Below are 13,222 nucleotides of genomic sequence, written 5' to 3'. Positions count from 1 at the left end.
CCAATAGCCAGTCAATTTAAAACCCCAGTTTCAATCGGGAGTAAACGGCGTATACTAATTGCTGGCCTATATCGAACTGAATTTTATGGACATTAGCGGTATAATAGGCGGGTAACGAAACGACGTGTTTGATCTGTACATCGTCGGTGCTGGTTGGGATGCGGTTGCAGGACCATACTGCCGGATCATCCCATTGACCTGCTTTGATGGTATACATGCCATTGCAGGGGCTATAGGTCTGAAAGTAGGTCGAATTTGAAAAGGCAGAACTTTCGTTGGCCGAACACAGCGTTCTGATTTGCCATTCATACGAAGTTGTTGGGGTTAAGCCCGTAATGGTGAAATAACCATAGCCGTTGGTGCTGGAGAGGTTGCCGAGATACGTCCAGTCGGTAGTGCCCACAACTCGATAACGCCCTTCGTACATAGTCCCCACACTGGCATAATAAAAATACCAGTTGATTTTGGCCGAAGTTGTGGTTTGTTCCGTTGTGGTTAGCGAGGATGGACTGCTGCAGGAGTTCGTGTAGAAATAGCTTACGTATGAATAGTCGGTATAGGTACCGTCGTTGCAATGACTGCGAACTTTCCATTCATAGCCTGTACTTCCTGTAAGGCCTGTTATGGCAACCGTGTTGGATGTTAGGTTGGTCAACGTTGTCCAGGAATTTGTTCCCGATTGCTGATATTGTACATCATACGTTACATCGGGTCCAAAATTATTCCAGGTCAATGTTGCTGCGGTAACCAGCGTATTGGTGTAAAGCGAATAAGGAATTACACACTGGGTTGTAAACTGCAGACTTTGCGTGTAATCTGATTGTTGATTGGGCGAACAGACGGTTCTAATCTGCCATTCGTAGGTTGTGTTGTTGGTCAATCCCGTAAGTCGATACGATCCGTTCGACGTGGTTGCCGTTACACTGCTGACTGTTGTCCAGTTGGCCGAGCCGACCGGTCGATACCGAATGTCGAATAATGTGCCGGGGTCGCTGGTCAGATACCAGTTAAGTTGCACCGACGCCGACGACAAATCGCTGATCGATACTAAGTTCGTGTCGGGTGTTTTGCAGCCAGTTGTAAATGTGTTTATACTGGAATAGTCGGATTGTTCGGAGACGGAACAAATGGTTCTAACCCGCCACTCGTAGGTTGTGTTTGTAGCAAGACCAGTTAGTGATGTGTAAGTAGATGGATTGCTCACTGTTGACCAGGTCTGTGACCCGGTAGGTCTGAATTGTATTTCATAAGTTGCCCCTGGTTCAACATAGTTCGCAGACCAACTGATGAAAGCACTTGTTGCTGTCGGATTCCCATATAAACCGTATGGGATAACGCAACTCGTTGTAAACGTGGCGAGTGTAGTAAAGTCGGAACTTTCGCTGGGGCCGCAAACACTCCTTACCTGCCATTCATATTGAGTGTTATTCGTTAGACCTGTCAGGCTCGAAGTAGTTGCCGTAAGGCTGCTGATAGTTGTCCAGTTGATGGTATTGACAGGGCGGTAGCGAACTTCGTAGGTTCTGTCAGAATCATAGTAGGAGGTGTACCAGTAAACCCGGGCTGTTGATATACCTATGTAAGAACTTGTAGGTGTTGTTGGTATATCGCACGACTTAGTCGTGAATGACTGCGGGCTGGTATAGTCGGTGGTGGCAGTAGTTGAACAAACACCCTGAACCTGCCACTCATACACAGTGGAAGAGGTAAGTCCGGTAAGTGAATAATACGACGACGTTAAACCCGTAATGGTATTCCAGGCTGAATTTCCCTGCTGCCGCCACTGTATGGTAAAGGTCTGATTTACATACGATGACCAATACAGTTGAGCTGTACTACGATAGGGGTAGCTGGACGGAAAGGATGGGGTTGGGCAGGTAGTAGAAAATATAAGGGGCCCTGAATACGTATCGCTCGACGATACTTTTACCTGCCATTCATAGGCGGTGCTTGGCTGGAGGTTATATAGGTAATAACTGTTGCCGAATATATTGGACAACGTGTTCCAGGTTGTAGTGCCGGCGGCTCTCCACTGAACATCGTAGGTAATGTCACTATCCAGAATATTCCAGTTTAGTTGGGCCGATGAGCCGGTTATGTTCGTGGTGGTAAGACCGGTTACGGTAGGAGGTGTGGTGGTAATAGAAACGGGTATGCTGAGGCTACCGGTGGTTGTGTTCGAAGGGCGGATTCGATAATAATACGTGACATTGGCACTTGCCTTTGTATCCGTAAATGTAGTTACGTTGGGCGCAACACCGCCAATTGGCGTAAAACCCGCGTTGGAAACCAGCGAACGCTCGATAAAATAGCCCATTTCGTTGCTGGAGTTGTCCTGCCAGTTTAGAGTGACGCTTAGGCCGTTATAACTGGCTGTCAGGTTACTGGGCGCAGTCATTGCGGTTGCTGGAGCATTAAGCGTATAGGTCGTATGTGACTGGCGCAGGGCCAGACCAGCCTGTATGCGATCGAATTGGCCCGGCGTGAAATCGTGCGTACACGGAAAGTAGTACGACATAATGTTGGTGATGGATGGCGTATAGACATCACCGTTTGCATCGCGTGCCGAACTGCTCGGGTCATATTGCGGACAGCCATTCACGTAGGTGAGGTAGGCTCCAGTCATATTATAGGGATCGGCGGGCGTATCGCAAACCAGATCGCCATCGGTCAGGCAATTGGCTCCGGCTCCCCGGGTTACGAGTTCGGTAGTCGTTCCCGAGCCGAGTACACCGCTCCCGCCATTTTGCCCGAACGTATGGATCAGGTTAAAGGTGTGTCCTAACTCATGAGGGATCAGCCGATTCCCTAAGTCTTCAATGTATTCGCCGGAGCCAGTCAGAATAAACGATCGGGTTGAATAAATACCATCGGCCGGATAATAGGCATAGCCACCAAGTCCCAAGTCAGAAAATTGATGGACATAATACTGATTTAAAGCATTATTGGCGTCATAGGCATCGACCGACTGGCCATTGTACTGGTTATACATGCCATCATCATCGATATAATTCGGGGTCGTTCCGGCAAAGTAGAACTGAATACCATAGCCATTGAGCAGATAATAGCTGTTGGTCAGGGCGATTACCTGATTAAGATCGGCTAACGAGAAACCACCAGTTCCATTACTCTGTCGAAAGATATGCGGACGGATAGGAACATACGTAATCGTGTTAAATGTAGCGCCCGTTGCCCGTTTGCGTTGCAGGGCTGCATTTGCCTGCTGCGTGAGCGATAGGGCCTGGGCACGGGTCAGGTCGGGAGTGCCGCAGAGCGGAAGGTTTGGAGGCAGGGTAGACTGGGCTGCTGCATAATGATGCAGAAAAATATATAAAATACCCCAAAACAGAAACTTGTAGTATAATTTTGTCATATTTTATATATTAAATTGAATAATCCCAATTGAAAGTCAAAAATCTGCTATAAACGTTACATTACCAAAAGGAAAGCTTTTTCTTTTGGTAATCGAAATGAACGAATGATCGGGGTGCAAATTAGCGGATATATGCAGTAGAATGCATACAGTTTTACCTAACGCATTACAAAAAGGCAATAGTGCCACCTGAGAGGATTGATCAGAAGAAGGAGATTAGGGGTAGTCAGCGCTGGTTTTTTTCTTCCAGGGCCAGCCGAATCAGGTCGACGGTATTTTTAACCCCTGCTTTGCGCAGGATGCTGGCCCGCTGGTTAGCAACCGTATTGGCACTGATTCCGAATTGTTCAGCTATTTCGGGGCTGCTCATGCCATCGATCAGGCAGGTTAAAATCTGGGCCTCCCGCGAAGTGATTTTATTCCAGACCGAGGAGGCTGTGCGGGGTATGTATGCCGTCTCCTGGTGTTGGGAGTTATCAATTGTAGGAATTACAAGCTGACGGATAATGACCGAGGATGCATTGGGCGGATAGTACAGCTCGCCAGCCGTAACGGTATGAATGGCTTTCAGGATTTCTTCCTGGCTACTATCTTTCAGAAGATAACCCGCTGCCCCATTTTGAACGGCTTTCAGGATATAATCGGGATTGTTGTGCATACTGAACAGCAGTGTTCGAACCTTCGGAAACTGTTGCGAAACAACTTTCAGCGCATCAATACCCGACATGCGGGGCATCGTAATATCCAGAAGCAGAACATCAGGCTTATTGGCCGCCACCTGATCAATGGCTTCATCGCCATCGGCGGCTTCGCCCACAATCTGAATATCTGTTTCATCTTCCAGCAGCATACGAATCCCCTTTCGTACAACAGAATGATCATCGGCAATCAGTATGCGAATCGACATGGTGGTTCAGTTTATAGTTGCCAGCTTATAGTTTTCAGTTTACGGTAGTTCCGCTTATTAGCACGAATCCTTCCAGGCATACCGTAAACTATAAACCGCAAACCATGATAGTTACCAAAACTTTTGTTCCTTTTTTAGGCTTCGACGTAATGGTTAGCGAGCCATTGAGCAATCGGGCGCGGGTACGCATATTTTCTATGCCACTCGTTCCCGAAAGTAATTGGTCGGTTTTTGTCCCTTTTTTGGTCGAAAATCCTTTACCGTCATCTTCTATCGTGAGCGCAAGATTATCCTGACTCTGTAGTAAGGAGATGCGGATAGTTTGCGCTTGCGCGTACTTTATTGCATTGTTAAGTGCCTCCTGCGCAATGCGATACAGGCCGATTTCGGTGGAGGGGCTTAGTCGAACAGATTCCCGGTTGCCATCAAAAATAATCGTAAGCCCCGATGAACGGGCGGTTTGTTCGGCTAGTAATTGCAAGGTAGCGCCTAAACCAAAATCTCCCAATACCGCTGGCATCAGATTGTACGATATTTGGCGGGTGGTTTGAATTATATCATAAATCAGGCTACATAATTCGTCGAAGCGAATTCGTTGTTTTTCGTCCGGGAAGTTGATCGATTTCATTTTTTCGGCATGAAGCTTCAAGCCAGTAAGCATCTGTCCAATGCCATCGTGAAGTTCGCGGGCAAAGCGTCGGCGTTCTTCTTCCTGCCCCTCCAGCAAGGCAGCCGACCTAACGGTGTCTTCAGCAATCTGTAATTGAAATTTTTCTGCGGTCGTTCGGAGTAATTCCTGCTGGGTATCAACCAGTTTCTGATTGGCGGCTGCCAGATTCTGGTTCGTAGTTTCCAGTTCATGATTGGCTATTTCGAGGTGTAGGTTGGCTTCCTGCAACGCATTTTCGGAATGAGCCAGCCGCCTGACAATGTTTTGAATATAGCCAACAACGGGTCGGAAAATGAAGAAAGCTTCAAGCAAAAGAGTCAGCAGCGTTGCACCAGTGAGAAACCACTCGATGCGTTCGAGCGTCTTAACACGCTCAAAACTTTCGGTATCGAACTGAAAAACAATGTCGTTCATCTGCTGAACAAAGGGGAGCTCATCGCGCAGGATGGTATTGAGGATGGCTTGTTTTTCGGACGGGCTTAGATCAGGACGCTGAATCTGAATAAAACTGTGGCGCAGAGACAGAAAAATAGGCTCGATTTGGGCAAACATACTATCCAGTCGGTTGCTCTTCCGAACGGTATAGGTTTTCTCCATGTTCAGGAGCCCATTTCGCAACTGATTATGGGTCTGACTCCAGGTATGCAGTAGCGAATCGAACGATACGGTATCTGCCGCCGACAAGCCCGTTGTTCGCAACAAAGCCAGCTTGGTAAGTCGTTGACTTAACATCCGCTGGCGACCCGTTACGTTTACAACGCGACCGTCGTCGTAGTGATTGCTGAGTGTTTTGCGGATAAACAGAAGCCCGCTGACCGATAAGAAGGCCAGAGCCGTAAGGGCCATTACGTAGAATCGGGTTAACCGACGGGCTACCTGCTGATCGAGTTGCTTCATAGAGCTTTATGGTTTACGGTTTATGGTTTACGGTAGCTCCACTCATTAGCACGAATCCTTCCATAGCAGCGCAACCGTAAGCCGAAAACCATAAACCAACTGAATTGCTCAAATCCCAATATACACCTTCCCATTGGCAATTTTAACAGGATAGGTAGTAATCTGATACGATTCGTCGTTGAGACACTGGCCAGTCTGAAGCGAAAAGGTTTTCTTATGAAACGGGCAGGCTACCTTAGGCTCGTCGCCCTGGCTGCCAATCATGCCCCGCGACAATACCATTTGCTGGCGGTGTGGACATTCGTTGTCGGTCGCATACCATTTGCTCCGGCGGGTATAGTTGAAAATGGCAATTTGTTTGCCATTGACAATGGCGCAGGCGCCACCATCTTCTGGAATGGCATCAATTGAGCAGGCCAAATGCCAGGTAATTTCGTGTTTGGGTGCAATAAATACTTCCATGAGTTGACTGCTTTTTTCGAATAAGAAGAGATGTTGATGCAGGTAGTTGCTCATTAACGCCATTCCTTAGCGCGTTTCTGATGGCGTAATGGCTCAAATTGTATGGTAGGATCGTTCTGGCCAGGGGCATTTACGAAGTGCGAGAAACGTTTACGCAGTTCTGGGTTTTCAACTACCGCTGTCCATTCGCATTTGAAGGTATCGACCAGCAATTGCATCTCGTTTTCCAGCTCCTGACCAATACCCAGCACATCGTCGATAACAACGGCTTTTAGGTAACTCATGCCCCCGTCCAGTTTGTTGAGCCAGGTGGCCGTGCGGGTGAGCGGATCGGCCGTTTTGATATAGAACATCAGGAACCGGTCGATATAGCGAATGCAGGTTTCTTTGTCGATGTCGGAAGCCAGTAACTGAGCGTGTTGGGGTTTGGAGCCCCCATTGCCACCCACATACAGATTCCAGCCCTTTTCGGTAGCAATGATGCCAAAGTCTTTGCTCTGTGCTTCGGCACATTCGCGGATACAGCCCGAAACGCCCGACTTGATTTTATGCGGAGACCGAACGCCTTTGTAGCGTTCTTCTACCTCAATGGCAAACGATACCGAATCCTGAACACCGTAGCGACACCAGGTACTGCCAACGCAGCTTTTCACGGTCCGTAAGGATTTTCCGTAGGCATGACCACTTTCGAAGCCAGCGGCAATCAGCTCTTCCCAAATCAGCGGTAAATCACCAACATGAGCCCCAAACAGATCGATCCGCTGACCACCCGTAATTTTCGTGTACAGACCATATTTTTTGGCCACCTGCCCAATAACAATTAGTTTGTCGGGCGTGATTTCTCCGCCCGGAATTCGGGGCACAACCGAGTAGGTTCCACCTTTCTGAATATTAGCCAGATAGCGGTCGTTCGAATCCTGAATGGTGGACCGACCCTGTTCCAGAATGTTTTCGTTCCAGAGACTGGCCAGAATAGAAGCGATGGCCGGTTTGCAGACTTCACAACCATCGCCATGCCCAAACTGGTCGAGCACCATACCGAAGGTTTTTAGTCCATTGATCTTAACCAGATCCAGCAATTCCTGACGAGTATATTCGAAGTGTTCGCAGAGGATATTGCGGACATAGTGCCCTTGCTGTTTCAGTACACCCTGGATCAGGTCTTTCACCAGTGGCGTACATCCACCGCAACCTGTGCAGGCTTTGGTCGCTTTTTTCAGTGCATCGACCGTCGTATGACCATTTTCGCCGATTTCGTGGCAGAGTGTAGCTTTTGTGATCGCTTCGCAGGAGCAGATCAGTGCATCGTCGGGTAGGCTCATAACACCCGCGCCAGCCTCTTCGCCCCCCCCCGAGCCAAGAATGAGGTCTTCCGGATTGGGCGGCAATATGGTTTTGTTCTTGCAGGTTTGCAGCAGCATATTATATTGTTCGGCATCACCTACCAGAATGCCGCCCAGCAGTTCTTTGCCATCCGGCGAAATGTTGATTCGCTTATAAATACCTTTTACCTTGTTTTCGTAAACAATGGTACGGCATTGAGGCTCAGCCGCAAATGGATCGCCAAAGCTGCCAACATCGGTGCCGATCAGTTTTAGCTTGGTCGACATATCGAACGGCTTAAACTCTTTTTCATCGCCAATCAGTCGGGAGGCAACTACATCCGCCATTTCGTACCCTGGTGCCACCAGACCATAAATCATATGGTGAGCAACAGCGCATTCGCCAATAGCAAAAATGGATGGGTCGGAAGTTTGCAGGAAATTATTGACAAGGATGCCTCCGCGTGGATGAGTATCCAAACCAGCCGCTTTGGCTAGTTCATCACGCGGACGGATACCGGCCGAAATAATCAGCATGTCGACAGCGAGATGCGAACCATCGGCAAACTGCATTCCAGTTATAGTGTCGTCGCCCGTAATTTGCTGAGTACTTTTCGATAAATGGATCGAGAGCCCCAGCGATTCTAGCTGACTCTGGAGAATTCCGGAACCGGCCTCGTCAATTTGCCGGGGCATGAGCCGTGGCGCAAACTCAACGACATGGGCTTCGGCGAGTCCCAGGTCGAGCAGTGCTTTGGCTGCTTCGAGGCCCAGCAAACCACCACCCAGCACGGCTCCCCGCGAGGCCTTGCGCGCGTATGATTGAATGAGATCAAGGTCTTCGATGGTGCGATAAACAAATACACCATCTTTTTCAACTCCGGCAACGGGTGGTACAAAGGCACCAGAACCGGTGGCCACTATTAAATAGTCATAAGGCACTACAAGGCCATGATGGGAGCGTACCTCTTTTCTGTCGCGGTCAATAGCAACGACCGGATCGGTCAGATAAAGCTGGATACCATTGGCCGCATACCAGTCGGGAGGGGCAAGGGTCAGGTCGTCAGCGGTTTTGCCATCGAAATAGGCGCTCAGGTGAACGCGATCGTAGGCCACTCGTGGTTCTTCGCCAAAAACTGTCAGGGCGAACTGATGTTCATTTTTTTTTCTGGCTATAAGTTTCTCGCAGAACTTAAAGCCAACCATGCCATTGCCAATAACAACGACACGTACAGTTGTGCTTGTGTTCATAGTTAATTGTAACTATAATAATATGAAAACCCTGTTTTGTTATTGTATTTATCTAATAAATTGACCTTCTATCCCCATATAAGGTCAAGTCAAAAGTAGAACCTATTTTTAGTAAATCCTATTGAAATATTCTGTAAGTAGTTAAAACTTAAACTTATTTTTTGGTTAAAAGCTTGTTTTTAAGAATTTGATACCTACTTTTGGGCTATAAATTGTGAATAGTGGAAAATCATTATAAATAGTATAATACTACTATTTGACACTTAAACTGAAAGGCAGATGCAGCCAAAGCTTACACTTGTGGGGGCGGGTCCCGGCGATGCTGAATTAATTACCATAAAAGGTATGCGAGCCTTGCGCCAGGCCGATGTGGTGCTGTATGACGATCTGGCCAATGATGCGTTATTGGAGTTCGCTCCAGAGCAATCGGTTAAATTGTATGTTGGCAAACGAGCCGGAAAACTGTCGTATACGCAGGCTGAGATCAACGCGCTGATTGTACGCATGGCACTGGAAAACGGGCATGTTGTACGGCTTAAGGGAGGAGATTCCTACGTTTTTGGGCGTGGCTTTGACGAGTTTGAGTATGCCCGGCAGTACGGCATTCCGTGCGAAGTGATACCGGGGGTATCGAGCAGCATTGCCGTACCTGCATCGCAGGGAATTCCCGTAACGAGCCGGGGGGTAAGCGAAAGTTTTTGGGTAATTACCGGCACAACCCGTAATGGTACTCTTTCCGATGATCTGCGGCTGGCAGTTCAGTCGAAAGCGACGGTTGTTGTGTTAATGGGCATGAGTAAATTACAGGAGATATGCACACTCTATTGCGAGGCCGGACGCGGTCATTTGCCGATGGCAGTTGTGCAAAACGGTACACGTACCGATGAGCAGTGCGTGGTGGGCCAGGTCTGGAATATTCCCGAATTAGCAGCAGAGCAGGGCGTGGGGGCGCCCGCTGTGCTGATCATCGGGGACGTCGTGGCGCTTCATCAGTCGTATCTGTCCGTTTGTCTTCAGACGGCCGGATGGTGTAGTTAGTTTACAGTTTATGGTGCTTCACCTATCTGCAACTGTCCTGGAAAAGCAGCGCACCGAAAACTGTAAACAAAAAAAGCCGATCCGGTGTGGGGGCACCTTTGGATCGGCCAAACAGGGTTGTCTATGTATAACACAAACGCATCAAAGAAAATGAAAAAAAATTCGTAAAGCAAACCGGCTTTCTTCGCTTCTGGGGTGCGGGTTAATAAAAACACCGCTTTGCCGGGCCCCGGCCTTCGCTTCTTTCGTTGCTAACTGACTGATGTCGATCACCTCCCGGTGGTTAGGTCTACTGCGCGTCTATACGATTCATTTTCTTGATTTAATCCGTTTCATGATGAAACCTTTCCTTACGCGATTTTCGCTTTTGGTTGCATTACTATTGGGCTTTTTTGGGCAACTCCATGCGCAGATCTCGCTGGTTGGTCAGCTCCGCACCCGTACCGAACTTCGGCATGGCGTTGGCAATTTGCCCCTAAAAGATAAGCCAATGGCTGCTTTTACCTCGCAACGTGCCCGGCTGACATTTGGTTACAAATGGGACCGGATCACGTTTAACCTGGCTGTTCAGGATGTTCGCGTATGGGGGCAGGATGCTTCCACGATTTCGAGCACCGATGGCAATCGGCTGATGGTTCATGAAGCCTGGGCCGATATTGCACTGATTAACCGGGCCGATACAACCATAAAATTCAGGCCAATCGACTTTCTGTCGCTGAAAATTGGTCGGCAGGAAATGGTTTATGACGATTCGCGGCTGATCGGCAATCTGGACTGGCTTCAGCAGGCTCGCCGGTTCGATGCCGCACTGCTAAAAGCCCAGCACAAAGGGTGGGCTGTAGATGTAGGGGTTGGCTTTAACCAGAATACCGATGCCTTTGGCGTAACCGGTACCTATTATACACCTGCTAATGTGCCAGCCTCGGCGCTATCGACCCGGAATGTTAGCCTGACGATTCCGGCCGGGTTTCTTCCCACCAATGGAAAAGGGGGCGCTCCAGTGGTGGCCAATGCAGTAAGTACCAATGGGCAAAATCAGCAATTCAAGTCGTTTCAGATGCTGTATGTCACCCGTACGTTTGGCCGTTTAGCATCCCGGCAAACTAAGCTCTCGGCCTTGTTTTTCAAAGACGACTTTCAGAAATACCGGACCGACTCGATTGGTACCATCACGACGGGCTACGTATATGGCCGCCGTTATGATGTGTCGGGCGTAAATTCGCGAATAACGTATGGCGCTATGCTGACGGGAAAAGCCGGAAAGGTAGCATGGCAGGCTTTTGCCTATGGTCAGGGCGGTAACGACCGCGACGGGCTCCAAATCAAAAAGGCCTATCACTTTGGTGCTAACCTTATGCTTCAGAAAGGGCCTTTGAGCTTTGGGCCGGGCTATGAGGTACTGTCGGGAACCAACGCTGCCACTGCGCAGACTGGACAAACGAGTCGTTTCGATCCGCTCTATGGTACACCGCACAAATTCTGGGGGCTTATGGATTACTTCTATGCCGGAACTGGCTCCCCGACGGGTGGATTGAAGGATGCTTTTCTGAAAGTCAAGTATGCTGGAAAACGGCTTTCTGCTTCCTTCGATACGCACTATCTGGCATTGGCTGCTACTACATACAACAAGATGCCCGATGCGCCAGCCGGATCGGTGTTAAGCCCAAAACTTGGTATGGAATACGACCTGACGGCAACTTACAGTCTGAACCAGTTTACGACACTCGAAGCCGGTTATGCCATTATGAATGGGACCAATACGCTCGAATATGCCAAACAGGGAACCATGAACCAGAACGATAAGGTGGGGACCTGGGGCTATCTGATGATCAATATCCGCCCGGATTTCTTCGCTAAGAAGGCTGGCAAATAAGACCCTGTATTCCAGAAAATTCGCCGGAGGTCTATCCCTACTCTGGCGATTTAAATCAACCCAATTACCTCATTTCACGCTAAAACAAAAATTGAACCATGAACGCAGTCGCCAACAAGCCATTAGATAAACTGACTATTTTCAGCCTCAAAGGTGTTCAGATGCGAACGTTTCACATCACCTGGCTAACCTTTTTTGTCTGCTTCTTTGGATGGTTCGGCCTGGCCCCGCTCATGCCCGCCGTTCGGGCCGATCTGGGGCTAACTAAACCGCAGGTAGGTAATATCATCATAGCTGCTGTTTCGGCCACAATCTTTGCCCGACTGCTGGTTGGTAAGCTGTGTGATACCTGGGGGCCGCGCAAAACCTACACCGCATTGCTGGTGTTGGGTTCGCTACCCGTAATGCTCGTAGGACTGGCTCACGATTACACCACGTTCCTGTTGTTTCGGTTGGCTATCGGTACCATTGGAGCATCGTTTGTGATCACTCAATATCATACCTCCATGATGTTTGCGCCTAACGTGAAGGGAACGGCCAATGCCCTCACGGGGGGCTGGGGTAATCTGGGCGGAGGGATTACTCAGTTAGCTATGCCGGTTATTATGGCAACGATTGTGGGTTTTGGCTATACGAAACCCGAAGCCTGGCGGCTGGCTATGATTGTGCCCGGTGTTATGATGCTGGTCATGGCGGTTTTGTACTACCGATATACGACCGACACACCCAACGGTAACTTCGACGAAATAGAGCGTTCAGCTCACCCAAAAGATAAGGTGAGTTTTTGGGAAGCCTGCGCCGACATTCGGGTATGGGCGCTGGCACTGGCCTACGGGTGCTGCTTCGGTATGGAAATCACCTTTGATGGTGTAGCTGCGCTGTACTTTTTCGACAACTTTAAAATGGATGAAACCGAAGCCGGGTTCTGGGCCATGCTGTTCGGGTTTATGAACATTTTTGCCCGTGCGCTTGGTGGTATAGTAGCCGATAAAGTAGGTAATAACTATGGTATGCGGGGTAAAGGTGTGCTACTGGCGGGTCTGTTGCTGCTGGAAGGTGTTGGGATTATCCTGTTCGCTCAAGCGGGTAATCTGCCGCTGGCTATTATGTCGATGCTGACATTTGCGCTGTTCCTGAAAATGTCGAATGGAGGTACCTATGCTATCGTGCCTTTTGTCAATCCGAAAGCGGTTGGTCTTATTTCCGGGATTGTTGGCGCAGGTGGTAATGTCGGCGGAATGCTGATGGGTTTCCTCTTCAAATCGCAGTCGATCAGCTACGGACAGGCATTTTTCTATATCGGCGTTACCGTTGCCGTTGTCGGACTGATTTTATTCCTGGTCAACTTCGGTAAAGCTACCGTATCCGAACCCGCCGAAGCCGAATTACAAACTGCTTAATTTTTTAGTAAAGAGTTTTTTAGTGAAGA

At 48.9% G+C, this 13,222-nt stretch carries 8 protein-coding genes; 3 read left to right on the top strand and 5 right to left on the bottom strand.

The window, feature by feature from the left end:
* Positions 1-16: 16 nt before the first annotated feature.
* From WBJ53_RS17440 to nirB, 5 genes are all read right to left on the bottom strand, one after another.
* Positions 17-3,373 carry a fibronectin type III domain-containing protein gene (locus WBJ53_RS17440; protein ID WP_338868400.1) on the bottom strand — a complete coding sequence of 1,119 codons (3,357 nt, stop codon included), beginning with the start codon at positions 3,371-3,373 and terminating at the stop codon, positions 17-19.
* 226 nt (positions 3,374-3,599) lie between these two features.
* Complete coding sequence (locus tag WBJ53_RS17435; protein ID WP_338868398.1) at positions 3,600-4,280, bottom strand: response regulator transcription factor; 681 nt, start codon at positions 4,278-4,280, stop codon at positions 3,600-3,602.
* A gap of 88 nt (positions 4,281-4,368) precedes the next feature.
* Positions 4,369-5,847, bottom strand: a complete 1,479-nt coding sequence (locus WBJ53_RS17430; RefSeq protein WP_338868396.1) for an ATP-binding protein — start codon at positions 5,845-5,847, stop codon at positions 4,369-4,371.
* A gap of 108 nt (positions 5,848-5,955) precedes the next feature.
* Entirely contained in the window at positions 5,956-6,309 is a 354-nt protein-coding gene (gene nirD / locus WBJ53_RS17425; protein WP_338868394.1) for a nitrite reductase small subunit NirD, read from the bottom strand.
* Positions 6,310-6,362: 53 nt separating this feature from the next.
* The gene (gene nirB / locus WBJ53_RS17420) at positions 6,363-8,882 is read right to left on the bottom strand and encodes a nitrite reductase large subunit NirB (protein ID WP_338868392.1); all 2,520 of its coding nucleotides are present in this window, start codon (positions 8,880-8,882) and stop codon (positions 6,363-6,365) included.
* A gap of 279 nt (positions 8,883-9,161) precedes the next feature.
* Here nirB and cobA point away from each other — a divergent pair, with 279 nt between their 5' ends.
* The 3 genes from cobA (at position 9,162) to WBJ53_RS17405 (ending at position 13,193) form a co-directional block, all read left to right on the top strand.
* Positions 9,162-9,920 (top strand): uroporphyrinogen-III C-methyltransferase, encoded by a 759-nt coding sequence (cobA, locus tag WBJ53_RS17415; RefSeq protein WP_338868390.1) that lies wholly within the window; start codon positions 9,162-9,164, stop codon positions 9,918-9,920.
* A gap of 337 nt (positions 9,921-10,257) precedes the next feature.
* A complete protein-coding gene (locus WBJ53_RS17410) occupies positions 10,258-11,793 on the top strand; it encodes an alginate export family protein (protein ID WP_338877203.1) in 1,536 nt (511 codons plus the stop codon).
* Positions 11,794-11,891: 98 nt separating this feature from the next.
* Entirely contained in the window at positions 11,892-13,193 is a 1,302-nt protein-coding gene (locus tag WBJ53_RS17405) for a NarK family nitrate/nitrite MFS transporter (protein ID WP_338868388.1), read from the top strand.
* Positions 13,194-13,222 lie beyond the last annotated feature (29 nt).

The organism is Spirosoma sp. SC4-14 (genome assembly GCF_037201965.1).
In the GTDB taxonomy this organism is placed as follows: Bacteria; Bacteroidota; Bacteroidia; order Cytophagales; family Spirosomataceae; genus Spirosoma.
The sequence above is the reverse complement of the archived record's forward strand: the minus strand, read 5'-3'. Positions and strand labels throughout refer to the sequence as shown.